Here is a 24705-nt window from a genome sequence, read left to right on the forward strand (position 1 = left end):
CGAGCGCCGGAGACAAGAGCGGCAGGTTTTATTCGTCGCCCCAGACGCCGAACTTCGCTACTATAGCTTCTCTTAAGCGCCTCCGGCCACGGTAGGTTTGACTCGAGAAAGGATGTATGGGCGTCGTGAACGGTACTAGACTCGAAATCATCCCACTGGGTGGGCTTGGCGAATTTGGCATGAACTGCATGGTCATGCGCTATGGCGGCGACATCATCGTGATTGATGCCGGGCTGATGTTTTCCGAAGTCGGTCACTTCGGCGTGGATTCGATGACGCCGGACTTCTCCTTCCTCGAACGCCACCGAGACCAAGTTCGCGCCGTTGTTCTCACCCACAGCCATGAAGACCACATTGGGTCGCTGCCGTTCCTGCTCAAGAAGGTGAACGTGCCGGTGTACGGGACGCCCTACACCCTGCGGATCGTTGAGCCGCGTCTGGAGGAACACCACTTGTTGTCTTCTACGGAACTACGGGTGGTGCAGGCTGGCCAAACCATTGAAGTCGGCGCATTTTCCATCGAATACATTCGCGTTTCGCACTCTACTGTGGATTGCTGCGCTTTGGCGATTACAACGCCCATCGGGACGGTGGTGCATACCGGCGATTTCAAGTTTGACGCCACACCGGTGTGCGGCGACCCAATAGACGTCCAGCGACTGCATGAGATTGGTCGGCGCGGCGTACTGGCGTTGCTTTCCGACTCCACCAATGTGGAACGTCCAGGGCAAATGCCGTCGGAAAGGGTCGTCATTCCAGCGCTGGAAGACATTTTCGACCGCGCCGCCGGGCGCATTTTCGTAAGTTGCTTCGCCTCAAGCATTCATCGCATCCAGATTATCTTCGATCTGGCCCAGCAGTTCGGACGGCAAGTCGTAGCGGTCGGCCGCGCCATGGAACGCAACATTGAGATCGCCGAGCGGACCGGTTTTCTCGACACGGCGGGCATTCTCGTCAACGCCAAGGACTTCAAGCACTTTGATCCCTGTGAAATCGTCGTTTTGGCGTCAGGCTGCCAAGGCGAACCGATGGGCGCAATGTGGCGGATCGCCGACCGAAGTCATCGGCAGGCTTGGATGGAAGCGGGTGACACGGTTGTGCTGTCGGCGCGGCAGATTCCGGGCAACGAAAAGGCGATCTCCAAGCTCATCAACCGCTGCTATCGCAACGAAGTGCAGGTTGTGGACTCCACGCAGGCGCGCATTCATGTTTCAGGGCACGGCGCGCAGGAGGACCTGCGTCTGATGCTGGAAGCGATTCGTCCGAAGTACTTCATCCCCATTCACGGCGAGTACCGCCAGCTTTACCAACACAAGCTGTTCGCGTGCCAAACGCTGGGGTTCGCCCCTGACCGCGTACTCCTTATTGAAAGCGGCGACGTGGTGACGCTGGACGGCGAAACCGCCCAGATCGGCGACAAAATCACGATCAACCGGGTGTATATTGACGACACTTGCTTCCTTGAACTTGATGAGACTCTGCTTCGTGATCGTCGCCGCATGGCGTATGAGGGTGTCGTCATCGCCGGCGTTGCTGTTGAAGAGGCGACCGGAACATTGCTCGGCCCGCCGGAAATCACGACACGTGGCTACTTGGGGGTGGACGGTGACGAAGAGGAAATCGCTGAACTGCGCGACGTGGTGCTGGCTGCCGTCGAAGCGATGCCGCCCAAAGAGCGTGTCAACGGCGGGAAGGAGCATTTTCAAGAACACCTGCGCCTTGCCCTCAAGCGCCACATCGTGCGCCTGACCGGGCAAAAGCCGACCATTGTTCCGCTGGTGGTCGTCGTCTAACCGCTTGGTCATATCCGCGCCGCAGGCGGGGTCGTTTTGAAGCGGCTGCGTCATGCCAGAAGTCACCCATTCGCAGATCGACAGCTCTCAACCGGAGTTATTCGCTGAAGTCGCTGTCCCGGCGGCAGTCATGCGCACCTATACTTACCGGATTCCACCTGAACACCACGCCTATGCTGAGCCGGGCTGCCGCGTCGTCGTCTCCTTTGGACGGCAAACTCTCGTGGGCTACGTCGTCGCCGTCTGCGAGCAACCGCCTAGCGGTTTGAAAGCGGCTGACATTAAGGACATTGCCTACTGGCTGGATCAAACACCTGTCGTCAATGCGGAGTTGTTGTCGCTAACCCGGTGGGTCGCCGACTACTACTTTGCGCCATGGGGCGAGACGCTGAAGGCGGCGCTGCCCGCTGGACTCGATGTCATTCTTGAAGATTGGGTGACGCTCACGGAAACCGGACGGCAAGCTGCCGCCCTACAGCGAACAGACGTCCGAACGCGCGACGGCCGTTTTCTCGCTTGGCTGGCTGAGATTGGCGGCGCCGTCTTACTCGACGCCCTACCGTCGGATCGTTTTGGGAAGCACCGGCGTCAGATGGCGCGTGATCTTGAACGCGCCGGACTGGTCACAATCACGACGCGCCCGGCGCAAACGCGCGTCGGCGTGAAGCAACGCTTGGTGGTGCGACCCTTGAACTTGCCGGAGACACCGGATTCCCCAGCACAGGCGCGCGTTGTGGCGCGACTTCAGGAAGGGAAAACCGAAACCGTGACGGACTTGGCCCTGCATGCCGGCGTCAGCCCCTCTGTCATCCGCCAGATGGCTCGAAAGGGGCTGGTTGAAGTTGTTCCTGAAGTCGTTCGCCGCGATCCGCTCGCGCATTTAGCCGATTTGCCGCCTGCGCCGCCGCTTGAACTCACGCCTGAACAACGCCAAGCCTGTGAGGCTGTGCTGGCCGCCCATGACGCCGGCAAGTTCCAGACGTTTTTGCTGCATGGCGTCACTGGTTCCGGCAAAACGGAAGTGTACTTGGCCGCCATCAGCGCTGTTCTGGAACGTGGCGGCTCGGCGCTGATGCTCGTGCCGGAAATCGGCCTTACGCCAATGCTGGCGCGGAGGCTCATCCAGCGGTTCGGACCGCTAGTCGCGCTGCTGCATTCCTCGCTTGCGCCGGGCGAGCGCGTAGACGAATGGGAGCGCATTCGTTCCGGCGCGGCGCGGGTTGTCATCGGAACGCGCTCGGCTGTGTTTGCGCCGCTGGTCAACCTGCGGCTCATCGTTGTGGACGAAGAGCACGACGCTTCATACAAGCAGTCTGAAAGCGCGCCGCACTACCACGGGCGCGACACGGCGATCTTGCGCGCCAGCCGGCTTAACTGCCCGGTGATATTGGGCAGCGCCACCCCAGCCGTCGAGACGTTTCAGAATGCGCTGAGCGGCAAGTACACGCGCTTGGTCTTATCCCAACGCATTGGCAGCCGTAGCTTGCCGGAAGTGACGCTGGTGGACATGCGCGAAGTCTTCAAGCGCCACGGCGCGACGCGCTTCATTTCCGATGAACTGCAAACCGCCATCGCGGAGACCTGCGCGCAGGGTGAACAGGTTATGGTGTTGCTGAATCGGCGCGGCTTTGCCAGTTGTTGGCTGTGCCGGGAGTGCGGCTTCGTGGCCGAGTGCCCGCACTGTTCCGTCACGCTGACGTACCACCGGAGCGACAACTACTTGGCTTGCCATTACTGCGGCCACACGACGCCGCCGCCCGTCGTCTGTCCGGAATGTCGTGGGGAAGGCATCGCGTACATCGGCGAGGGGACGGAGCAACTTGAAGCGCGCTTGCGCGAGCTGTTCCCGATGTTATCCATTGCGCGCCTAGACCGCGACACTACGCGCCGGCGCGGCGCTTTTGAGCGCATCTTCAACGATTTCGCCTCCGGCAGTCTCAATATCCTCGTCGGGACGCAGATGATTGCCAAAGGGCATGACTTCCCGAATGTGACGCTGGTGGGCGTCGTCTCGGTTGACGCAGGCTTGATGATGCCGGACTTTCGCGCCCCGGAACGCACCTTCCAGCTTATTGCGCAGGTCGCCGGCCGCGCCGGGCGCGGCGACCGGCCGGGGCGCGTCATTGTCCAGACCTACCGACCTGAGCACTATGCGCTGGTCGCCGGCTGCCGGCAGGACTACGAAGCGTTTTTTGAGCAGGAAATCCTCCAGCGCCGCGAACTGTACTACCCGCCGTTCTGCGTTCTCGCCAACGTCGTCATTCGTCACGAACGCGAGCTGGAAGGGCAGGCGCTGGCTGAAAAAGCCGCTGCTTTGTTGCGGCGGTCGCTACCGGCATCCAACGGCTCACCAGATGCTCTACGGGTTCTAGGGCCGTCACCGGCGCCGCTGGCGCGACTGCGCGGCGAGTACCGCTTTCAAATCCTCCTCAAGGCGCGTCAGCGCCGACGCCTTCGGGAAGCGCTGCAAGACATGCTGCCGGAACTCACCGACAGCGAACGTCGTCACGTCTTTGTTGAAATTGACCCGCTTGATTTGATGTGAACGGCTGGCGTCACCCGTCGCCGCCCCGCATGCCCTATGTCGAAGATTCGTATCTTGCCGGATGTCGTCGCCAATCGGATCGCCGCCGGAGAAGTCGTGGAGCGACCGGCTTCGATTGTCAAGGAATGTCTGGAAAACGCGCTGGACGCCAACGCCCAACAGATTGACATCGCCATCGAGCGCGGCGGGAAAACCTACATTCGCATTCGGGATGACGGCGAAGGCATGACGCGCGACGACGCGCTGCTGGCCTTCGAGCGGCATGCGACCAGCAAAATCCGTACAGCCGAAGATTTGGCGGCGATTCAAACCTTTGGCTTTCGCGGCGAAGCCTTGGCCGCCATCGGTTCGGTTACGCGCGTCACACTGACGACCAAGCTCCATGGCGCGACTTCCGGCACCGAAGTTGTGCTTGAAGGCGGAAAAATTCGGCGCGTCCGCGACACAGCGGCACCAGGCGGGACGGAGATTGTGTTGCGCGACTTGTTTTTCAATCTTCCGGCGCGACGCAAGTTTCTCAAAACCGACGCGACGGAAGCCTTCCATGTCATCAACCTTGTGACCCACTATGCTTTGGCCAACCCCACGCGGGGCTTCACACTCGAACACAACGGCCGACAGGTGCTGGCCGTGACGGCGACGACCGACCTGCGAGCACGCGCCTACCAACTCTTCGGCGCCGGACTGCTTGACGGTCTTGCCCCAGTTGAGTTGGTACAGGACGGCGTTGTGGTGCGCGGCTTTGCTTCCCGCCCGCATATTCAGCGAACGACCCGCGATGGGCAGTACCTCTTCGTCAACGGGCGCTTTGTCCGCGACAAGCTCATCAGCCGCGCGCTTTCAGACGCCTACCGCAACATTCTGCCGCCGGGCGTCTTTCCGGCGGCGATGCTCTTTGTGGACGTGCCGCCGGATGCGGTGGATGTCAATGTTCATCCGCAGAAAATCGAAGTTCGCTTTCGGTCACCGCAGCAGGTGCTAGAGGGCATTACGGCGGCGGTGCGGCAGGCGCTGGGAGTTGCGCCTAAATTCGCACCGTTTCCGACGTTGCCGGCCGCCGCGCTTCCACGAGACGCCGCTGACGCGCTATCGCCGACGCCGTCGTCTCATCCTTCAGCCGTCAAAGCGGCGCTCCGGGCTTTTGCTCCGCCGCCAGCGGAGTATGAGCCGCCGACCACCACGTCGCCCGTCGGCGGCGAGCACCGGCCGCCGTCTTTCCCAGCGCCGACCGCCGTTGAACCGCCCGTTGCTGAGGCGCATCCGATCCCGACTTCGGAAACGCCCGCCGAAGCCTTGGCGACGGAAGCGACGACGGCGGCGGAGTGCCTGCGCGCCGTGTTGGAAGGGCGAACGCGCGTCCGTTGCGCCGGGGCTTACCGTCCGACTCACGGGGCGGCCCCCCGTCCGCTTGAAGCCGCGCTTCGGCGCGAGTCACGTCCCGACATTCGCATTTTGGGTCAAATGCACAACAGCTACATTGTGGCGACTGACGCCGACGGTCTGTTGCTGATTGACCAGCACGTTGCGCACGAGCGGATCCTGTTTGAGCAGTGCGTCCGGGCGCTGTTGGCGCGCGACATAACGACGCAAATGTTGCTGACGCCTATCGTTATAGACTTGTCGCCGGCGCAGGCGGCAGCGTTTGACGCTGTGGCGGGCGAATTGGAGACGGCCGGCTTCCGTACAACGCGGCTGGCCGGCCGCACGGTCGCCGTTCAGGGTGTCCCCGCTGACCTTGCTGCCGCCGACGCGCAAAACTTACTTGCCGAACTACTTGACACGTTGGCCGTTGAACAGCAAGCCGTTTCCCACGAACATTTTCTGCGTGAGTTGGCGGCGAGTCTGGCTTGCCGCGCCGCCGTCAAGGCCAACATGAACCTGACGCCGGAGAAAATGACTTGGCTGGTGGATGAGCTTTTCAAGTGCGAACAACCGACCAACTGCCCGCATGGTCGGCCAATTGTTTTGCGCTTTGATATGCCGATGATTGAGCGCAGCTTTAAGCGAATCTAGGAAGCCGTGCGACGGCGTGAAGCCGACATTGGTGGCGGGATAGGCGCGGAAAAAACACAGCCTTTTCGCTGCTCCCCACAGTTGGCCCAGATTTTTTCGTACGGCTCACACAACCTGCCTCGTCGGCATTGTTTGGTGGGCGTTGGTGTACGGAGCGTATGCAGTACGCAAAATGGCAGGCGAAAAAATCTTGCGGTACGACCACCGCAAAGACATTCTACCGCTCCACAGGCAAGGAATGGACTTTTCGCCGGGTTGGGGTTGGCTTTCTTACAAAAACCGCTTCGAGCAAGCTTCCCAAACGGGACGGTTCATTCTGCTGCGACTAGGCTAGGGCGCTTGAGCGTTTCAATGTAACGCTTGATGCCATCGCACAGCGCCTCCGCAATGCTCTGGCGAAACTCAATCGTTCGCAACGCCTCTCCGTCTTTGGGATGGCTCAAGAAAGAAACCTCTGTCAGGACGCTCGGCATGTTCGCGCCCAACAGGACAACGAAAGGCGCTTTTTTGACGCCCCGATTGAAGCCAGCCGTCGGGCTAATCCGGCTTAGACCAGCGACAAGGCTCGTTTGAATGCTTTGCGCGAACATCCGCGACTCAGCAATTCGCGTATCCGTGATGATGCGCTGGAGCAACCCCTGCAACTCTCCAGCGCTCCGCGATGTGGTGGCGTTTTCACGAGTCGCTACGTCGAGTTCTTCCTTAGTGGCGTCAAGGCTCAGGAAGTAGGTCTCCACGCCGCTGGCCAAGGGCGTCGGGCTGGAGTTGAGGTGAATCGAAATAAACAAGTCCGCTTGGCGCGCGTTGGCCATCGCTGTCCGCTCCTCCAGCGGGACGAAGCGGTCTGTATCGCGCGTCAGTATCGCTTCAACATCCTTGAGTTCACGCTGAATGGCGGCGCGCAACCGCAAGGCGATGTCCAGCGCGACATCCTTTTCGTACATGCCGTCCCGCCCAATTGCGCCAGTGTCCGAACCGCCGTGACCGGGATCAATAATGATGCGCTTCACTTTCAGACCCAACGCGCGGACGAGCGATCTCGGAGCAGTACCAGACGGTGGCAGTGTTGGGGACTCCGCCACCACTGAGGGTTCTTCTATAATCGGCTGCGCGCCGCGTACATCGGCGACGAGCCGAGGGGGGCTGTCCAAGGCGAAAATAGCGAAGTCACGGAGGCGAGCGCACTCAATCCGCACCTCAACCCCACCCTCCCGACTGTTGAGCCGGATGTGTCGCAGCATCCCGTTGGCGGGCGTGAAGTTTTGCACCGGCGCTACCAACGGCGACAGCTTGGCGGACGGGAGCTTGATCACGAGTGCTGTGCCTTCTACGCGCCGCTCGTATGCCACACCGGCGCTCAAATCGAGAATCACGCGCGCGTAATCCGGCCCTGAAAAGTGCCGAACCTGACTAATGGTGGCGACGCCGGTGGCGTCTTCCTCCAAACCAGCTTCAGCGACATCTCGGGGACTGCGCTGTCCAGCAGTCGCCCTCAACCGCGCCATGCAGGCCGCCGCCTCGCGAGCGCTGACCGATTGCGGAAACCGCCGAATGATCTCACGGTAAGCTTGTTCAGCCGCATCCGGCGCGTGCAGATCGCGTTCGTGAATGCGCGCTACGCCGACTAGCGCACGCACGAGAAACGGCCCATCCGGGTAGCGGCGCAGCACCGCGTCATAGCTGTCCAATGCGGCGTAGAAATAGCGCGGCTTGTTGAAGAGTTGCGCCATCTCACGAAACAGTTCGGCCCGCGCCACCAGCGCCGCGTCGCCGGTCATCGCCGCCGCATCCAGCGCAATTGCGCGCGTATAAACATTCGCCAGCGCCAGATACTCGCTTTCCTCACGCGCCGCCGGCGGACGGCTGTAGAGCGACTGGGCCAACAACGTCGCCCGATGCATCAGTTCGTCTGAAGCGGAAAGGGCAGGGGTCGCCTGCGGATGCGCCTGATGTTCACGCAGCGGAGCCAGCAGAATCAGCAGCAAGCTGAACAGGAGCGAGTAGCACAGCCTGAGCGAGCGTTTCACGGTCTATTCCCTCGGTGACAATGATGACCTGGACGCCGAAGATCATCGGATATGTCCCTGGAAGCCGACAGAGATGAAAACCCCTACCTAATTACCGTGGCTAGCGGAAGCATAACACAGACTGCAAGCCGGCCGACGAACATCGTGCGGCAAGAAAGGCCATAAGCTGTATCACTATTTTGGCTGTGGTTTGCGTGCAGCCGCTCACGTTGCTCACTTAGGTTTCAGTCGCGATTGGTCGTAGTTTCCAGGGAGTTATAGCGCCACAACACGTTCTTGGCAGGCGGTACAGTGATGCTTTGCTGGATAGCCCGAAAATATTATGGAAACGCCATTGAGTCTTGTTTCTAACGCGGCCTGTTCAGTAAGCTGCTTCCAAAGCAACCGATGGCGTTTGAGCTAACCGGGGTGGTGCTATGTTGGATGCGACGCCGCGCTGTTTGTCCGCTGCCATACTTTGCTTCGTGGGAGCTCGCCCGCACACGCGGCGTGAGTCTCACCGAGGCGCTGCTGGTTATTATTGTTCTTGGAATTCTACTGGTGCTGTCAGTTCCGGCGTACCGGTGGGTCAGGGTCGTCGTGGCTGAGCGCCGCGCCGTCAACAATGTCCGCGTCATAGTGACGGCGCAGACCGCCTACTATGCTGTACACGGCCGGTTTGGGACCTGGGAACAGTTGATTGACCAGATGGGATTGCTGAATGGATTTGAGCGACGGTTGGTGGGGGCGGCCGCCAGCGAGGTCATCGGCGACGGCTGGTACGGCTACAGCCTGCGCTTTGAAGCCGACGCCGCCGGTTTTACGCTCGACGCCGACCCACAGCCAGCCTATGTCCGGCGCTGTCGCCGCTTCCGCTATCGCCTGCGTTCTACAGTTTTGCGCCGTCAAACAGGAATGATTTTGGTGGCTTTACCGAGCGAGGATCCGCCGCCGGAGTCAGCCTACCAGCCGTTTGACCCATGAAGTTTCCATTGTTCGGAAAACGCTTCACCGCTTGAAATTTTTCTTCAAGGAGGACGTTTCATGCTACGAAAACACGCTTTCTTTGCCATACTGGTCGCTTGCCTGCTGGTGAGCTTCAGCGGGATGACGGTTGCTTTCACTCAAGACACGCCGGCGGCTGAAGAAGGGTCCAAACCCAAGAAGAAGCCGCGCGCCAACAACCCCAACACTGACTACGGCAAGGCGCAGACCATCCTCAAGGAAGCCGGTTTGTACAAAGGTGAAATCACCGGCTACAAAAACGCCGAAACGACGGAGGCGCTGCGCAAGTACCAGGAACAGAACGGCTTGAAGGTCACCGGTACGCTCACCAATGAAACGCGCGAAAAGATGGGTCTGCCCAAGCGCAAGGCTCCGGCGAAAAAGAAGAAGGAAGAAGGTGGCCAAACCACGCCTTCTTCATAGGGTAGGCACGCTTCCGATAGGGAAGCGGAACAACTGATTTGAAAGCCAGGACGGTTTCGGCGTATGTTCATCGCATTGAAACCGTCTTTGTTTTGGTTGCATAAACCTATGGAAGTCACCATCAACGGCGAAAAGCGCATGCTTTCCGAGCGGACTACGCTGGCGGAACTGTTGACGGCGCTGGGTCTGACCGACATGCGCCGTGTCGCCGTCGAACACAACGGGGCGCTTGCGCCACGCGCCGAGTGGGACAAACTGCAGCTTGCGGACGGCGACCGACTCGAAATTGTCCACTTTGTCGGCGGCGGCTGAGCCGTTCCTCCTGCCTTGCGTTATGGCCGACTTTATACCTACCGACGACGCCCTTGTGATTGCCGGTCGCCGGTTTAGCTCACGGCTGATGATTGGCACGGGCAAGTACCCGGACTTTGAAACCATGCGCGCTGCGCATCGCGCCTCCGGCGCGGAAGTCGTGACGGTCGCCGTCCGGCGGGTCAATCTGGCCGACCGTTCGGCTGGGTCGCTGATGGATTTTCTCGATCTTGACCGGATGCTCGTTTTGCCGAACACGGCCGGCTGCTACACGGCGGAAGACGCCATTCGTACGGCGCGCCTAGGGCGTGAAATTCTCGGTACGCCGTGGGTTAAACTGGAAGTCATCGGCGACGAAAAAACACTCTTCCCCGACAACGCCGGCCTCATCGAGGCGACGCGCACGCTGGTAAAGGAAGGTTTTATCGTTCTGCCCTACTTCAATGACGACTTGGTTGTGGCGCGGCGACTCATTGACGCCGGCGCGGCCGCCATCATGCCCCTGGCGGCCCCGATTGGGTCGGGCTTGGGCATTCAGAACTTCACGACGTTGCGCATTTTGCGCGAGATGATTACCGAAGTTCCCATCATCGTGGACGCCGGCGTCGGCACAGCCTCGGATGTTGCTATTGCAATGGAAATGGGCATGGATGGGGTCTTACTCAATACGGCCGTAGCGACGGCGCAGAACCCGCCGTTGATGGCGGCGGCGATGAAACACGCGATTGAGGCCGGCCGCATGGCGTACCTTGCGGGACGGATGCCGCGCCGCCTCTACGCGAGCGCGAGCAGCCCGCTGGACGGCCTTATTGGATCGCGTCCGTGACGATGTTTCGCTTGGACGGCAAAACAGCGCTGATTACCGGCGGCTCCAGCGGTATTGGTCGCGCTATTGCTGAACTTTTCGCCGAGGTCGGTGCGCGCATCGCCATCGTGTCGCGGCGGTTGTCGGCCGGACAGGAAACGGTCGCGCATCTGACGCTCATGGGTGGGCAGGCGATTCACATCCAAGCCGACGTGACCAACGAAGCCGATGTCCGGCGTAGTCTAGAAGCGACGCTCGACCGCTATGGACGCCTCGATATTGTCGTCAACAACGCGGGCGTCAATCGGCGCGTCGCCCTTGATGCGACGACCGACGACGACTGGCGGGAGACCTTTGATGTCAATGTCCGGGGGGCGTTTCTCTACGCCAAGCATGCGATGCCGCACTTCCAGGCGCAGCGACAGGGCTGCATCATCAACATCGCGGGACTGCTGGCCGTCAAGGGCGGCGCGGGCGCGTCGCCAGCGTTCGCCGCTTCCAAGGGGGCGCTGCTGTCGCTGACGAAATCGCTGGCTGTGCGCTACGGCCGTGACGGTGTCCGGGTCAACTGCATCTCGCCCGGCTTTGTCCCGACGGAAAGCAACCGGGGACTCATTGACGACGCGCCTGATCCGGCGGCGCGACGCCGTGAGTTTGAGGCGGGTTACCCGCTGGGTCGGCTGGGTCGCCCGGAAGACATTGCCTACGCCGCACTGTATTTGGCGTCCGCCGAAGCGGGCTGGGTGACGGGCATCAACTTGGTCGTGGACGGCGGTCTGCTCGCCAAATGAAGCGGCGCGGGGAATATGGACAACCAGCCCGATTATCAAGCCGAGTGGGACGCCAGATACCGGAGCGGCTACGGGCTGGGCGAAGCGCCGAACGCCTTCCTCGCCTCGCAGGCGTACCGGTTGCAGCCCGGCTGGAAGGCGCTAGCCGTCGCCGATGGCGAAGGCCGCAACGGCGTCTGGCTAGCGGAGCAGGGATTAGATGTCTTTTCCGTGGACGTGTCGCCGGTGGCGCAGGATCGAGCGCGGCAATTGGCGGCGCGGCGCGGCGTCGCCGTCGCGTTTGCATGCGCCGACCTGTTGACTTTGGCGCTTCCTGAAGCCGAGTTTGATGTCGTCGTAGCGATTTTTATTCAGTTCGCCGGGCCGCCCGCCCGCGATGAACTCTTTGTCAAGCTCAAGCGCGCGCTCCGGCCCGGCGGGCTGTTTTTGCTGGAAGGCTACCGAACGGAGCAGTTGAACTACCGTACCGGCGGGCCACCCTGTGTCGAGAACCTCTATACGGAGGAATTCATCCGCACAACTTTCGCCGACTTTGAAGTGTTGCACTTGGCGTCCCGCGACGCCGTGCTTGAGGAAGGCACGGCGCACCGGGGGATGTCGGCGCTGCTTGACCTTGTCGCCCGCAAGCCAAGTTCACTGATGGACACCCGTTGACAAAGACGCTACGTTTCCGACACCGGGCGGACAAATCTTGGCGAAGACGCAACCGACCGGCGGGAGCAAGTTGCATGTCCACGGAAGAGCGTGTCTGGGCGATACTCGAACAGACCTCAAAAGAGATTTCACTACTTTCGTCGGAAATCCGCGAGCTGCGCCACGCGCAGCAGGAGACTGACCGGTTGCTCCGAGAGTTCATTCAACAGAACGACCGACGGATGGAAGAAACCGACCGGTTGCTCCGAGAGGTCATTCAGGAGAACGCCCGGCGGATGGAAGAAACTGACCGGCGATTCAAGGAAACCGAACAGCTCATCGAGAAAAACGCCCGGCAGATTCAAGAAAACAGCCTCCTGGCCAAGGAGTCCAAACGGGAACTCAAGGAAATCAAACAGCTCATCAAAGAAACGGATCGGCAGCTCAAAGAGACTGACCAGCGGCTCAAAGAGACCGACCGGCAAATTAAAGAGACCGACCGGCAAATCAAGAAGCTCGGCAAGCAGTTCGGCGACGCCGGCAACAGCTTCGGGCGTTACAATGAAGAGCTGCCGTATCCGTCACTCAAGCGGTTACTCCAGAAACAGCTTGGGTTTGACTACATCGTACAGCGCCTCGCCATCCAGAAGGGCGTGGACTACCTGGAGTTGGACGCCGCCGCCTTTTCCACGGAAAGGCCCGATACGGCGTGTATTGTCGAAATCAAGACCCGCTTCGATTCAAAGGCTGTCAAGCGCCTGCTGGATGTGATACGGCGCGCGGCAAGCTTTGATCTGATGTTCGCCGGCAAGGAGGTTTACGGCATGGCGGCGGCGGTGGACTTCCCGGCGCAAGTTCGTCAGCAATGCCTGAGTACCGGCCTGTACGTGGCGATCATCGCCGATAACTTGGCCATGCTGGACACGCCGCCCGACTTCAAGCCGCGCCCGTACCTGAGCCGTTCCGACGACGAAACCGCCGCGACGCCAAAAAAATCGCGGCGTAACGCCGCCTAAGCGGTGCCTACGTCCGGCGTTGCTTGCCGCATGGGGCGTCGTCTTGAATGAGCGCGGAAGCCGCTCCGACGACGACGCGCTGATGCTCGCGGCTATTGTCATCGGACTACCCCTGTGCGGGGTGGTCTGCGCTTGCGCCGCCGTTTTGGGAACAACGCCGCCCACGCCCGACGCCCTGCGTTACAACCGCCGCGTCCTCGTCTGCGCGAGTCAGCGAGCTTCGACGTTTGGCTACGTCGCGCCGGGCAGGTTGTGTACGCGGTGGTGGCGTGCTGCTTCTGCCGGTCAGCGCGGCCGGTTTTAGGCTGACGACCGGCGTAGCGTTTTTGGGTTGGCGGCTGAACCTTAAGCCAATCGCTCGCCGTCGTCGCCTACACTTGGCTGCCAGTGGAAGCGACACGCTTGCGCGCGGTTATGGCTGCCATCACGCTTGCGCCGCCGCCGATGGAGATTGTTTTGCGTGAAGACTGGCTTCCGGCGGCGAGCCTTGCCGCATGGCTGCCGAAGCGACAACGGCTTTGCTGAACGAAATCGCGCGTTCGGCCGACGCCTTCAGCGTACGTGGTTGGTCTGGTCGGCAATGGGAGAATGCGCGCTGTGATGCGGGAACGGGGGATGGAGGTTTCATAGCACACTTGCCGAGAGCATGTGGCGAGGCCGATCCGGCCTGCAGCGGCTTCCACGGCGGCGTGTACTACATCGTCCGGTTTGGTCATCCGGCGGCCGTCGGCGCTCCTTCGCGGCGGACAAACGCGCCATGCAAGCCGTAAGGCACCGTCACCGGCAAATGCAACCGCGCCACAGGGCCGCGCGCCACATGCCGCGCGTCAAAAACAGCCAAATCACTTGCGCCGCGCTCGGCGTCAAAGACCATCTGAAGCAAATACCCGGCGTTTTCCTCCGCCGCGCCCGGCGTCGGGACAAACACCGGCTCGCCGACATAGCCCTTGGGCGCAAAGCTATACATTTGCGCCTCTCCCGTTCGCACGTCGTACGCTAGAACGCCCTGCAACGGCGCGTTGCCCGTCGGCGCGTCCGCCATCGCCATAAACACCCATCGGTGCGGCAGACCGACCCGCGCCGGATGAACGCTTGGAAACTCCACGGCGCGCTCCATCAGGCGTTCGCAGCGGGTTTCGCCCGTTGTCAAGTTGATGGTGAAGCGAAAGAGTTGCGATGCAGGGATGTTCTCAATGTCAACGTGGCGGTACATCGTCCCCGGCTTCAGCGCGGGGAACGTCTCATAAGCAATCGAATCTACAGTCAGCCACTCACCTGCAAGGTGTGCGTTGACGTGGTGAAAAACAAAGCAGGCGTCAGTTTCATAAACGCGCATCCGACCGCCGCTGCGCGGCAGCACCAGCACTTTTGTCGGCCGGTCAGGCTGAAAAACAAGGCACTCTGCCGCCCCGCGAAAGCCAAACCAGTACGGAAACGGGTTGACCGTCACCGGATTCTGAAAAAACACGGCGTAGTCGTCCGTCAGGGCGAAATCGTGAATGAAGGCGAAGCCCGGCGTCTCCCACCGATGCTGCGACAGGACGGTGAAATCAGCGTCAAGCTCGTACAGGGTGATGGTTGAAGACAGCCCCGGCTGAATGCCGAAGTTGACCATCCGCCCGGTGCGCCGGTCATAGCGCGGATGCGCCGCAAAGTTGGCGTCGCCGGCCAACGCACCGCCCAAGTCGTCTTCGCCGATGGTTTCCAGCGTGTGCGGATCGAGCGCATAGGGCTTTCCGCCTTCCCACAACGCCAGCAGCTTCTTGGGCGAGTAGGCGACGTTAGTGTTGGCGATGTTTTTGGCGCGCAGGTCAAAGGCGTTCGCCAGCCAGCCGCCGGGCTTTTGCGTTCCGAAGACGCCGCGCTGCAAGAAGCGTCCGGCCTTTTCCTCGGCGACAAACCCGGCGGTGCGGACGTAGCGGTTCCGAAACCGAACGCGCCCGTCGCCAATAAAGTCAAAGGCGCAAATCATCCCGTCGCCGTCAAAGGGATGCTGAACGGACTGGCCGCCGCGTTCGAGCAGACCCGGCCCGTTGCGGTAAAGCGTACCGCACAAATCGCGCGGCAGCGCTCCCTCAATGTCATCCAGCCAATCGTCGCGTTCTTCGGTCAGCGAGGTGTAGCCGCGTACCCAATCGTCGCGGTTCCAGCGGCGGGTTTCAGGTTGTGGAGCGGGAGCAGCCATGGTTGTCTTCTAATAGCCGAGATTCGGCTTGGGGCGACGCGCATGATGCGAGACGTTCGAGTTCCGCCACCGTACGTTCAAGTTCGTTGGCGAGCGCGGAAGGCGAATCGGCGGCGAAGATTTCTACGAGTGAACGGTAGTACCACAGCGTTCCCTCGCGGCGGCCTTCAAAGCGCGTCCACAGCGCCTCGCCCACCGTACGGTAGTCAAGCAACATCGTACGCGCGTTGTGTACCTTGTCGGCCAACGAGACGAGGCGCGAGCTTTCGGGAAGCGTCCGCAAGCGGTTCAGATAAGCTTCCTTGCGCGCCCGCCACGGCGGTTTAGGCGTCTGATCGGTGTCGGTGCAGTCGTCCACGATGGCCGCGACGCGGTCGCCGAAGCGCCGCCGGATTTCCCGGCGGGCGGCCTCGCCGCCTTGATCCTCAATCGCGTCGTGCAAAAGCGCCGCAATGGCTTGGTCTTCGTCGCCGCCATGTTCCAAGACAAGAGCCGAGACGGAGAGCAGATGCGCAATGTAGGGCGTCGCGCCACCCTTGCGCTTTTGGCGGCGGTGCAGCTGATGGGCGAAGACCAACGCCTCATCGTAGCGTTCACTGAGCATGCCCGTATTCCTTCCAAACAGCGGCGAGTGGCGGTGATGACCCACCCAAAGTTTCAGGTTGGCGACAAACCTGCCCCAACTCGAAAGATGAATTCACCAATGTGAATCCTGCCCCCAGTAAAAACAACGGTCTCATCGCTTTTCTGTGAATGAAGCCACAACCCGAAAACCGACGTTATCTATGCGAGAATTGGATGGGAGCGGACGACGACCGGGGGCTGGGTGGACCGTCTCTGGTGTGGCATCGTCCGGCGAACTGTCATATGCACCGCCGCACACGAACCCATCGGCGCACCATTCCCAGACGTTGCCTGTCATGTCGTGAAGACCAAAGCCGTTGGGTGATTTGCCACCCACCGGTTGAGGCTTGCCAAGCGAATTCCCGCTGTGCCAACTCTGTGCGTCGCGGTTGAAACCAATGCTGGCCGCTGCCTTCCACTCCTCTATGGAGGGCAGCCGATACGTTACCGGTCGGTCGCGTTCCGCCGCGTTGAGCCGGTTGAGGAACTCGCGGATGTCGTCCAGCGAGACGTTGGTTACAGGTAAGTCACGACCCTGATGACGGCTTGGGTTGAAGCCCATGAGTTTTTGCCACTGCGCTTGCGTCACCTCGTACCGGCTGAAGTAGAGCGCCCGCCCAGCGATGGGTACGGGAATCATTTCCATATCAATCAGACTTGCCAGAAAGGGTCGGGGAGGTTGCTCAGACGATGTGAGTATCACCGGTTTTGGGCGCTTGGCTCGCGCCGAGGTTTGCCGGTTAGGCCGGCTGGAAGGCGCTTTAGGTTTCCCAGATTTGAAGGGATTGTCTCCCTGCAGAACGGCGCCGGCCACCGGCCGCCAAAACAACAGCGCCGCGAGAAGGCAAAGGACTCCAACCGCCTGAACATTGGTGAAAACCGGGCGTCTGCAAGCCGTGCGGTGCGGCGGCGTCACAGCTGTCGCCCTCCGTTCGGAAGGTCCTTGACGCAGCGAAAGCCGAGCGCCGGATCGCGTGTGTCAGGCGGCACCTGCGTTCGCTTCGTCGCCGTTGCATACTCCCGCGACAGCGAAAAGGCTCCGCCGCGTACAATCTTGGCCTTGGTCTCCGGCTTGTAGGCGCTCCCCGGATAAGATTTGTCATCCGAGGCCGTCCATTCGGCGACGTTGCCGGCTAGGTCGAGTACGCCTTCCGGCGTCGCGCCGGTGGGGTAGTTGCCAACTGCTTTGGGGCGTCCGAGGTTGCTTTCCTTGATGTTGAGGCGGCGCAGGTCAAACTGATTGCCCCACGGATATAGTCGCCCTTCAACACCCCGCGCCGCCATTTCCCACTCCTCTTCCGTCGGTAGGCGCTTGCCGGCCCAAGCGGCGTAGTCGCACGCATCCTGCCAAGAAACATTGACGACGGGGTAGTTGGCCATCCCAGCCGGGTAGGACCCGTCCACCCAGTCCGGTGGCGCCGGATGCTGCGTCGCCTTGATAAACGCCTCATACTCCGCGTTGGTGACTTCGTGCTTGTCTATGAAAAACGGCCTGACGGTGACAACGTGACTTGGTTTTTCCGAAGGGTGCTCGGCGTCGTCCCGGCCCATGCGAAACGTCCCGCCGGCAATAAAGACCATACCCGCTGGCGCTGGCGGGGACGACACCGGCGGCGGTGTGGGCGTCGCTTTGTTTGGCGTATCGTCGGTTGATTTTTTCTTGTCCGGCGGACTGTTGGACTTCACGGTCACCGAACGCTGGCTGGGCGTCGGCGCAAGCAACCACCACGCCGTCACGCCGGCTGCCGTCAGCAGGAGGAATCCCCCAACAGCAGCAAGCAGCGGCGCGAACAGCTTTGACGAACCCACCTTCTGTGCGCCGCCTTGTTGCGCCTGAAGGTTTTGGATAATGTCCGTCACGCCGCCGGCCGGTGTTGGACTTACCGATGGATTGGATGGAACCAACGGTAAGGTCGGCGGCAAAAGCGTCGGTAATAAGCTGGCGGAAAGCGGCGGCAACGGCGCTGCGTTGGAAGAGGACGACCCGAGAGCGTACACCGTTGGGTCAATGCCGCCACCAGCCGATGCGTCGCTGCTCAGCGCTGCCTGGATCGCCATTGCAAAGTCACGCGCGGTTTGGTAGCGGTCGCGGTCGCTACGGCGGACGGCGATATCAAGCGTCGCCGCCAGCGCCGGGCGAATCTGCGGTGCGGCCGCTCGCCATGTCACTTCACCGCTGATTGGGTTCACCAGTTCGCGCGGATGCCGTCCGGTCGCTAACGTAATCGCCGTCATCCCCAGCGCGTAAATGTCGCTGGCGAAGGTTGGCCGTCCAGCGGCTTGCTCCAGCGGCATGTAACCGCTTGTGCCGGCCATAATCGTATTACCGGCTCCGGTACTTTCGGGCGCGGTGATTTCCTTGACGACGCCGAAATCAATCAGCACCGGCTGACCTGTGGCGCGGCGGAGCATAATGTTGTCCGGCTTGATGTCGCGGTGAATGACGGGCGTGGGAAGCGTGTGAATGTAATCCAAAATACGCAGCGTCCCTAGCAGAATCGAAACCAGCGCAGCTTCCGATTGCGGCCCTTCGCGCCGCAGCTTCTGCGTCAGTGTTTCACCGTCAATCCACTCCTGAACAAGGTAGTACTCCTCGCCCTCGGTGAAGTAGGCGTAAAGCTCCGGGATTCCGCCCTGTGAACCACGCCCTAGCTTTTCAAGCAGTATCGCCTCACGCTTGAAGCGCTCTCGCACTATATGAGCTAGCTGCGGGTCATGATTCCAAGTTAAGTGCTTGATGACGCAGCGCCGGTTTGACGGAGAATGGGTGTCTTCCGCCAGGTAAGTCCTGCCGAACGCGCCGCTCCCCAGTTCTTGCAACAGCCGGTACTGATTCTTGAGAAGCGCCATGCCGCCGCCCTGCACGCTTGCTAAGCAAAGTGACAGCTTTCGGTTTTACAACGCGAATAGAAAAACGGCAAGCATCGCCCCACTCAGCGTACAGGCGAAGTTGACAGCTTCATTGTCGAGATAACCGGCGTTTTCAGCCGTCGCGCCAAGCAGACTGTCCACAAGGTTGCCGACCATCCCGCCAACGGCGATGCACCAGACGGCGCGATGGAGATTAGCGTCCACGGCAAGGTAGGCAAGCGCGCCGAAGCCGACGGCGGTCGCCAGTCCCGTCGCCAAGCCAACCAAAGACACTGCGCCGTTGTCGCCGACGCGCGCTGGCCGCAACGAAACGATGGAGTAAGGCGTCCCTCCATAAACGCGCCCAATTTCACCGGCGACGGTATCTGAAGCGGCGGCGGCGAATGCGCCCAGCACGGCGACGGCGAAGAGGTCAGGGCGTGGCGTCAGCACGACAAACGGCGCGCACACCGCCGCAACGCCTGCGTTCGCCACGGCGTTGCGCCACGTACGAATCTCCTGCGCCGCTTTTTTGGCGCGTTTTTGCTCGTAGCCAATTTTCGAGGCGACCGTTCCGACGATGAAAAAAGCCATGAGCCCGGCGACACCTAGCCCGCCAAGCGCAGCGTAGAGGACGAAGGTAAACACCGCCCCGGTTATCGCCCCTGACCAGTCCACCGACTTGGTGGCGCGGGCAAGTAGCGCCAAAACGACCGCAAGGCTGGCGGCGATGGGCGTTCGCGCCGCAACCGCTGTCTGCGCTGCGTACCAAGCGTTGATGTCAATCTGCGCCGCCAACCACAGCACGAGCGCGGCGGCACCGGCGACAAGCGGGTTGTCGCAGATGTCGTAAGGCAACGACTCCAGCAGCGCCGCGACGACCGCCGCCGCTAACACCACCAGCGCCAGACCCGAGGGCGTAAATGGATGTCCACCCACCACCAACACCGTGGCGAGCGTCCCCAGCCAACCAAACAGAATGAACCCCAGCGTCCCGAACAGGCTTTTGCGCGGATTCCACCACAGACGCGGCCCACGCAACCCCTGCCCGCAAACAACCGCCATGCCGTCGCCGTAGGCCATCATTGCCCAGCCGCCCGCGACAATCCACAAATCATTTGGGAACAACAGCGTGAGCGCCACGACTGCCGCCGGATAGGCGATGACGCCGACGGAGTATCCTTGCGCCTGTTCGTGAGCTCGAAGCAGGCTGGGCATCCACTTGGGCAGAACCCAGGCCAAGGCAAGGCCCGACAAACCCATCAGGAGCGTTTGCCAGAACGACACGACGACCAGTGCAAAAAGGCCCATACCGACATGCACCAATCGCCGCCGGGTCTCCGAACTATCCACTGCACTGGCCGGCAGCGCCGCGCGCCAAGGATGGTCAAAAACTTCCATCACGCGCACTCTCTTGAACAAGGAAAAAGGCAGGGGGACACGCTTGCCGCCTGCCTTCAACCTACTGAAACCGGCGTCCGCCGAGCAAACCGTTTTTAAAACGCTGTTTTACATGCGGTCGGCGCCGGATGCCTGACGAAAAAGGTCAACTGGAAAGTCAGTTCAGAAACATCAGCATCTTGACAAACAACTTCGGGATGTAGTTGCCAAACGCGCCAATGATGCAGATCGCTAGCAACACGCCAAACCAGGCCCAAGCGACCTTGCTGATGTCTTCCATAACCACATCCTCCCTTTGCTCTCACAAAAGTTGAACCTGGGACGCTTCGGGAGCCATGCTACCACATGCGCCTTGGCGTAAAGGGCGTCCTTTTTCCCGGACTTGTGCTAGAAACGTTTCCGCCCGGTTGTCAAATGACGGCCGAGATTCCGAGAGCCAAGGTCAAAGCGCCCATGACATCACCTTCGAGCCTTGCAGGGAAAACGCTTTTCATCACTGGCGCCAGTCGCGGTATTGGGTTGGCGATCGCGCTGCGTGCGGCGCGTGACGGCGCCAATATCGCCGTCGTCGGCAAGACGGCTGAGCCGCATCCGAAACTCCCCGGCACGGTCTACACGGCGGCGGCTGAGATTGAAGCCGCTGGCGGGCGCGCGCTCCCGCTCATTGTAGACATTCAGGACGAACAGCGTGTCGCCGAGGCGGTGGCGCGTACTGTGGAGACCTTCGGCGGCATTGACATTCTCGTCAACAATGCGAGCGCCATCAGCCTGACGCCGACACTGGAGACGCCTATCAAGCGGTATGATCTGATGCATCGGATCAATGCGCGCGGAACATTTGTCTGCTCGCAGGCATGTCTGCCGCACTTGTTCAAGGCCGACAATCCGCACATTCTCAATATCTCGCCGCCACTCAATATGGAAGCGCGGTGGTTTGCGCCGCATATCGCCTATACAATGGCCAAGTACGGCATGAGCATGTGCGTTCTGGGCATGGCGGAGGAGTTTCGCAGCCGGGGCGTCGCCGTCAATGCGCTGTGGCCGCGGACAGCAATTGCGACGGCGGCCGTCAACAACCTGTTAGGTGGCGAAGCAGCGATGCGGCGTTGCCGGAAGCCGGAGATTATGGCTGACGCCGCCTACGCGATTCTGACGCGGCCAAGCCGCGCCTGTACGGGCAACTTTTTCATTGACGAGGACGTACTGCGCGACGCCGGTGTGACGGATTTCACCGCCTACGCGGTTGATCCTTCCGCCGAACTCATACCCGATTTCTTCATTTGAAACGTGAGTGTCCGACAATGCTGCGCCTTTCGGTTCGCCAAGTCATCTGGTTGGTCATCGCTGCATCCATTATCGGCGGCGGCGGGATTACGGTCGCTGCGTATTTCACAGCGAAGTGGCTTGACGCGCAGCGCACGCCCCCAGCCATCGCTCCGACGGTCAACTCCGACCCGCGCCCAGACGCCGAGCCGCCGTCCCAGCCGCTCGACGCAGACGAGCGCAACAACATCGCGGTGTACGAGCGCGTTAGTCCCGGCGTCGTCAACATCAACACGACTTCCTTTGTTGAGGATTTCTTCTTTGGCGCTTATCCGCAGCAGGGCAGCGGATCGGGTTCAATTATTGATACAAAGGGACATATCCTGACGAACTACCATGTCATTGAGGGCGCAAGTCGGCTGGATGTCACGCTGTCGGATAATACGTCATACCCGGCGACCGTAGTTGGGGCCGACCCTGACAATGATTTGGCGATTATTCGCATCCAAGCGCCCCCGGAAAGGTTGCGCGTCGTTCCGCTGGGGTCGTCGCGCAACCTGAAGGTCGGCCAAAAGGTGCTGGCGATTGGAAACCCATTTGGGCTGAGCCAGACCCTGACTTCGGGCATCATCAGCGCGTTGGGGCGACCGCTGCGCAGCGAAAACGGTCGCACGATTGAAAACGTCATTCAAACCGACGCCTCAATTAACCCCGGCAATTCGGGCGGGCCGCTGTTGAATTCAGCCGGTGAAATGATTGGTATTAACACGGCGATTTACTCGCCGCGCGGCGGCAGCGTCGGTATTGGTTTCGCCGTGCCGGTGGACATCGCCAAGCAAATCATTCCCGACCTCATTGAGTATGGTCGCGTCCGCCGACCGTGGCTGGGGATTACCGAAACCTACCAGCTCAATGCGCGACTGGCGCAACGTTTGAACTTACCGGTCAGCGAAGGGTTGATTCTGACCGGTATTGCGCCGCGCGGCCCGGCCGCACAAGCGGGCTTGTACGCCAGCGATCGCGTCATTCAGCGCGGCGGGCAAATCGTGATCGGCGATGTGATCATCAGGGTTGGGGACACACCGATCAAGTCGAACGAGGATTTGTACCGGTCGCTGCGGGACAAAAAAATTGGCGACACCGTACCGGTGACGGTGATTCGCGCTGGTCGGCCGCTCACCATTAGCGTCACGCTTCAGGAACGCCCAAGCTAAAACGCCCATGCCTCAGCTGAAGAACTCAGGTGGACTCGCCCGCACAGGAAAGGGAAGCTTGAGTCGGTGAGCAGGGTTTTTTTCGTCCTCGACTCGTCAGGGAGGTCGTCTATGTCGTCTATGGTGAGAACGCAGCCGCTTGGCCGGTATGAGGCGGATGTCGTCATTGGATTCCTCCTTATGAACAAAGCGGCGTTCGGTAATGAGGCGTACGGAACTCAATCTTCTGTCGGGCGACCGCTGAGACGACGCAGCCCGGCGCGCAAGTCCATCGGGGCAATCCCTAAGACGACCGTCGCCGCAAGGTACAGCGTGCCGTAAAGCGCCAAGCCGCCCAAATCCACCAACCACCGGGCCGTACTCGCTTGAGTCAAGCTCTGCCCCACCAGCGCTGTCGCCGCCCACGCGCCGGCGGCGGCGAGCAAGGCGCAGAGCCAGAGACCGGTCAGTTCAAAGCCGTCGGTCGCCATCGGCCCTAGAACGCGCTGAAGCGCCCGGCGCAACAGAAAAAACTCGACCCACGCTGCTGCGCCGGACGCCGCCGCCAGTCCGGCCACGCCCCACAGACGCGGCAGCCCCAGCCAGCCGGGCGCGTACAGCGCCGCCGCCGCCCCACCCGCCGCCCCCAACGTCACCCGCGCAAGCGCGTACCGCAGCGGCGTCCGCGTGTCGCCCAGCGCGTAGAAGCCGGAAGCGTAAAGCCGCGCCTGCGTCGCCGCCCGCAAGCCCACCGCCGCCGCCGCCAGCGTCAGCCAGACCGCCGCCGCCGCCCGGTCGTCAAAGCGTCCGCCGCGATACAGCACGCCGATAATGCTTCCGCCCAACGCCAAAAACGCGACGCCGGAGGGAATCACGAAAAACGACATCCGCCGGGCGGCGTGGGTCAGCCGCTCGCGCATCTGTGCGGCGACCGCTTCGCGCTCCCCTGTGGCGCTCGCCAGCGCCGGAAGCTCCGCCGCTGAAATCGCCATGCCGAACAGACTGACCGGCAGCATGTACACATCCTGCGCATAGCCCAAGACGCCGACCGCTCCCGGCGAAACAAGACTAGCCACGATGTTGTCCAAATAGCCGCTGATTTGCGCGACGCCGCGACTCATCAGCGCCGGAAGGAAGTTGCGAACGACCTCGCGCGTCGGGGCGAAATCCAGCCGCAGTGAGACAACCAACGGCGAGGCTGCACGCCAAACCGCCGGAAGCTGTACGGCGAACATCACGACGCTCCCGACTACCGCGCCCCACGTTGTCCAAACGACAAGCTGTTCAAGCGGTCGGCCGCCGAACAGCAGCAGCGTAGCGATGACGACAAGATTGAGCGCCGCCGGCGCGGCGTAGGGCAGCAGAAACCGCCGGTGGCTGTTGAGTACGCCCAAGCACCACGCCGACAGCACCAAAACGCCGACGCCCGGAAAGAAAATCCTCACCAGCCGCGTCGTCAGCGTGTAGGTTTCGCCCGTAAAGCCCGGTGCAATGAACTGCGTCAGCCACGGTGCCAGCGCCACGCCCAGTGCCACCAACACTGACACCGCGACGCAGAGCAAGCCGAAAATCGCGCCGGCCAACCGTCCGGCGTCTTCCGCGCGACCTTCGGCCAACAGGCGCGAGTAGGCCGGAATAAACGACGCCGACAACGCGCCCTCGCCAAGCAGGTTCTGCAAAACGTTCGGGATGCGCTGCGCCGCGCGATAAACGCCGGCCAAGTCGGAGTCGCCAAAGTAGTAGGCAAACACCTTGTTGCGGACGAGTCCTGACAGCCGACTGACGAGAATCCCCAGCCCGACCAGCAACGACGCCGAAACCTTCGGTAGCGTCGGGATGCGCATCTT

The 24705-nt window shown here is 61.3% G+C and carries 22 protein-coding genes; 13 read left to right on the plus strand and 9 right to left on the minus strand.

All coding sequences use genetic code 11. The features are described from left to right. Positions 1 to 125: 125 nt before the first annotated feature. From NZ585_03220 to mutL, 3 genes are read left to right on the plus strand one after another with little or no spacing between them, the layout of a single operon-like run. Positions 126 to 1793: a ribonuclease J gene (locus NZ585_03220; GenBank protein ID MCS7079046.1), complete on the plus strand. Its 1668-nt coding sequence runs from the start codon at positions 126 to 128 to the stop codon at positions 1791 to 1793. Positions 1794 to 1845: 52 nt separating this feature from the next. Further along, a complete protein-coding gene (gene priA / locus NZ585_03225) occupies positions 1846 to 4338 on the plus strand; it encodes a primosomal protein N' (protein ID MCS7079047.1) in 2493 nt (830 codons plus the stop codon). 36 nt (positions 4339 to 4374) lie between these two features. Further along, positions 4375 to 6351, plus strand: a complete 1977-nt coding sequence (gene mutL / locus NZ585_03230; GenBank protein MCS7079048.1) for a DNA mismatch repair endonuclease MutL — start codon at positions 4375 to 4377, stop codon at positions 6349 to 6351. Positions 6352 to 6662: 311 nt separating this feature from the next. Here the strand turns inward: mutL and NZ585_03235 are convergent, their stop codons facing one another. Next, positions 6663 to 8378 carry an N-acetylmuramoyl-L-alanine amidase gene (locus NZ585_03235; protein MCS7079049.1) on the minus strand — a complete coding sequence of 572 codons (1716 nt, stop codon included), beginning with the start codon at positions 8376 to 8378 and terminating at the stop codon, positions 6663 to 6665. A 423-nt stretch (positions 8379 to 8801) separates the two neighbouring features. Between NZ585_03235 and NZ585_03240 the strand changes: the two genes are divergently transcribed. From NZ585_03240 to NZ585_03275, 8 genes are all read left to right on the plus strand, one after another. Beyond that, positions 8802 to 9341 carry a hypothetical protein gene (locus NZ585_03240; GenBank protein MCS7079050.1) on the plus strand — a complete coding sequence of 180 codons (540 nt, stop codon included), beginning with the start codon at positions 8802 to 8804 and terminating at the stop codon, positions 9339 to 9341. Between the two features lie 60 nt (positions 9342 to 9401). Next, entirely contained in the window at positions 9402 to 9785 is a 384-nt protein-coding gene (locus NZ585_03245) for a peptidoglycan-binding protein (protein ID MCS7079051.1), read from the plus strand. 108 nt (positions 9786 to 9893) lie between these two features. After that, positions 9894 to 10097 (plus strand): sulfur carrier protein ThiS, encoded by a 204-nt coding sequence (gene thiS / locus NZ585_03250; GenBank protein ID MCS7079052.1) that lies wholly within the window; start codon positions 9894 to 9896, stop codon positions 10095 to 10097. A 22-nt stretch (positions 10098 to 10119) separates the two neighbouring features. Next, positions 10120 to 10923 (plus strand): thiazole synthase, encoded by an 804-nt coding sequence (locus NZ585_03255; protein ID MCS7079053.1) that lies wholly within the window; start codon positions 10120 to 10122, stop codon positions 10921 to 10923. A 2-nt stretch (positions 10924 to 10925) separates the two neighbouring features. Further along, entirely contained in the window at positions 10926 to 11693 is a 768-nt protein-coding gene (locus NZ585_03260) for an SDR family oxidoreductase (protein MCS7079054.1), read from the plus strand. A 15-nt stretch (positions 11694 to 11708) separates the two neighbouring features. Then, on the plus strand, positions 11709 to 12347 hold the full coding sequence (locus NZ585_03265; GenBank protein ID MCS7079055.1) for a class I SAM-dependent methyltransferase: 639 nt from the start codon (positions 11709 to 11711) through the stop codon (positions 12345 to 12347). Between the two features lie 74 nt (positions 12348 to 12421). Further along, the gene (locus NZ585_03270) at positions 12422 to 13342 is read left to right on the plus strand and encodes a hypothetical protein (protein MCS7079056.1); all 921 of its coding nucleotides are present in this window, start codon (positions 12422 to 12424) and stop codon (positions 13340 to 13342) included. A gap of 43 nt (positions 13343 to 13385) precedes the next feature. Continuing rightward, on the plus strand, positions 13386 to 13646 hold the full coding sequence (locus NZ585_03275) for a hypothetical protein (GenBank protein MCS7079057.1): 261 nt from the start codon (positions 13386 to 13388) through the stop codon (positions 13644 to 13646). A 408-nt stretch (positions 13647 to 14054) separates the two neighbouring features. On the opposite strand, the gene NZ585_03280 is transcribed toward NZ585_03275, so the two are convergent. The 6 genes from NZ585_03280 to NZ585_03305 form a co-directional block, all read right to left on the minus strand. Further along, positions 14055 to 15527, minus strand: coding sequence for a carotenoid oxygenase family protein (locus tag NZ585_03280; GenBank protein MCS7079058.1), 1473 nt, complete (start codon positions 15525 to 15527; stop codon positions 14055 to 14057). After that, positions 15502 to 16131, minus strand: coding sequence for an HD domain-containing protein (locus NZ585_03285; protein MCS7079059.1), 630 nt, complete (start codon positions 16129 to 16131; stop codon positions 15502 to 15504). Before NZ585_03285 ends, NZ585_03280 begins: the two co-directional genes overlap by 26 nt. Positions 16132 to 16263: 132 nt before the next feature. Beyond that, positions 16264 to 16854, minus strand: a complete 591-nt coding sequence (locus NZ585_03290; protein MCS7079060.1) for a formylglycine-generating enzyme family protein — start codon at positions 16852 to 16854, stop codon at positions 16264 to 16266. A 209-nt stretch (positions 16855 to 17063) separates the two neighbouring features. Beyond that, positions 17064 to 19001, minus strand: coding sequence for a bifunctional serine/threonine-protein kinase/formylglycine-generating enzyme family protein (locus NZ585_03295; GenBank protein ID MCS7079061.1), 1938 nt, complete (start codon positions 18999 to 19001; stop codon positions 17064 to 17066). 45 nt (positions 19002 to 19046) lie between these two features. After that, positions 19047 to 20402, minus strand: a complete 1356-nt coding sequence (locus tag NZ585_03300; GenBank protein ID MCS7079062.1) for a DUF92 domain-containing protein — start codon at positions 20400 to 20402, stop codon at positions 19047 to 19049. A 157-nt stretch (positions 20403 to 20559) separates the two neighbouring features. Next, positions 20560 to 20682 carry a hypothetical protein gene (locus NZ585_03305; protein ID MCS7079063.1) on the minus strand — a complete coding sequence of 41 codons (123 nt, stop codon included), beginning with the start codon at positions 20680 to 20682 and terminating at the stop codon, positions 20560 to 20562. Between the two features lie 173 nt (positions 20683 to 20855). On the opposite strand from NZ585_03305, the gene NZ585_03310 reads away from it, so the two are divergent. Together NZ585_03310 and NZ585_03315 are read left to right on the plus strand one after the other, a co-directional pair. Then, complete coding sequence (locus NZ585_03310) at positions 20856 to 21686, plus strand: NAD(P)-dependent oxidoreductase (GenBank protein MCS7079064.1); 831 nt, start codon at positions 20856 to 20858, stop codon at positions 21684 to 21686. A 17-nt stretch (positions 21687 to 21703) separates the two neighbouring features. Further along, on the plus strand, positions 21704 to 22879 hold the full coding sequence (locus NZ585_03315) for a trypsin-like peptidase domain-containing protein (protein MCS7079065.1): 1176 nt from the start codon (positions 21704 to 21706) through the stop codon (positions 22877 to 22879). On the opposite strand, the gene NZ585_03320 is transcribed toward NZ585_03315, so the two are convergent. Together NZ585_03320 and murJ are read right to left on the minus strand one after the other, a co-directional pair. Beyond that, positions 22876 to 23046 carry a hypothetical protein gene (locus tag NZ585_03320; GenBank protein ID MCS7079066.1) on the minus strand — a complete coding sequence of 57 codons (171 nt, stop codon included), beginning with the start codon at positions 23044 to 23046 and terminating at the stop codon, positions 22876 to 22878. The genes NZ585_03315 and NZ585_03320 overlap by 4 nt on opposite strands. Before the next feature lie 51 nt (positions 23047 to 23097). Further along, a complete protein-coding gene (gene murJ / locus NZ585_03325; GenBank protein ID MCS7079067.1) occupies positions 23098 to 24702 on the minus strand; it encodes a murein biosynthesis integral membrane protein MurJ in 1605 nt (534 codons plus the stop codon). Between the last annotated feature and the right edge of the window lie 3 nt (positions 24703 to 24705).

Origin of the sequence: Chloracidobacterium sp. (assembly GCA_025057975.1) — a bacterium.
Classification (GTDB): Bacteria; Acidobacteriota; Blastocatellia; order Chloracidobacteriales; family Chloracidobacteriaceae; genus Chloracidobacterium.

Excerpts from the sequence above, each read along its gene's own strand:
- priA (MCS7079047.1), top strand. The coding sequence starts at position 1,846 with ATGCCAGAAGTCACCCATTCGCAGATCGACAGCTCTCAACCGGAGTTA.
- mutL (MCS7079048.1), top strand. The coding sequence starts at position 4,375 with ATGTCGAAGATTCGTATCTTGCCGGATGTCGTCGCCAATCGGATCGCC.
- NZ585_03240 (MCS7079050.1), top strand. The coding sequence starts at position 8,802 with ATGCGACGCCGCGCTGTTTGTCCGCTGCCATACTTTGCTTCGTGGGAG.
- NZ585_03245 (MCS7079051.1), top strand. The coding sequence starts at position 9,402 with ATGCTACGAAAACACGCTTTCTTTGCCATACTGGTCGCTTGCCTGCTG.
- thiS (MCS7079052.1), top strand. The coding sequence starts at position 9,894 with ATGGAAGTCACCATCAACGGCGAAAAGCGCATGCTTTCCGAGCGGACT.
- NZ585_03255 (MCS7079053.1), top strand. The coding sequence starts at position 10,120 with ATGGCCGACTTTATACCTACCGACGACGCCCTTGTGATTGCCGGTCGC.
- NZ585_03260 (MCS7079054.1), top strand. The coding sequence starts at position 10,926 with ATGTTTCGCTTGGACGGCAAAACAGCGCTGATTACCGGCGGCTCCAGC.
- NZ585_03265 (MCS7079055.1), top strand. The coding sequence starts at position 11,709 with ATGGACAACCAGCCCGATTATCAAGCCGAGTGGGACGCCAGATACCGG.
- NZ585_03270 (MCS7079056.1), top strand. The coding sequence starts at position 12,422 with ATGTCCACGGAAGAGCGTGTCTGGGCGATACTCGAACAGACCTCAAAA.
- NZ585_03280 (MCS7079058.1), bottom strand. The coding sequence starts at position 15,527 with ATGGCTGCTCCCGCTCCACAACCTGAAACCCGCCGCTGGAACCGCGAC.
- NZ585_03285 (MCS7079059.1), bottom strand. The coding sequence starts at position 16,131 with ATGCTCAGTGAACGCTACGATGAGGCGTTGGTCTTCGCCCATCAGCTG.
- NZ585_03295 (MCS7079061.1), bottom strand. The coding sequence starts at position 19,001 with ATGGCGCTTCTCAAGAATCAGTACCGGCTGTTGCAAGAACTGGGGAGC.
- NZ585_03300 (MCS7079062.1), bottom strand. The coding sequence starts at position 20,402 with ATGGAAGTTTTTGACCATCCTTGGCGCGCGGCGCTGCCGGCCAGTGCA.
- NZ585_03305 (MCS7079063.1), bottom strand. The coding sequence starts at position 20,682 with ATGGAAGACATCAGCAAGGTCGCTTGGGCCTGGTTTGGCGTGTTGCTA.
- NZ585_03310 (MCS7079064.1), top strand. The coding sequence starts at position 20,856 with ATGACATCACCTTCGAGCCTTGCAGGGAAAACGCTTTTCATCACTGGC.
- NZ585_03315 (MCS7079065.1), top strand. The coding sequence starts at position 21,704 with ATGCTGCGCCTTTCGGTTCGCCAAGTCATCTGGTTGGTCATCGCTGCA.
- NZ585_03320 (MCS7079066.1), bottom strand. The coding sequence starts at position 23,046 with ATGACGACATCCGCCTCATACCGGCCAAGCGGCTGCGTTCTCACCATA.
- murJ (MCS7079067.1), bottom strand. The coding sequence starts at position 24,702 with ATGCGCATCCCGACGCTACCGAAGGTTTCGGCGTCGTTGCTGGTCGGG.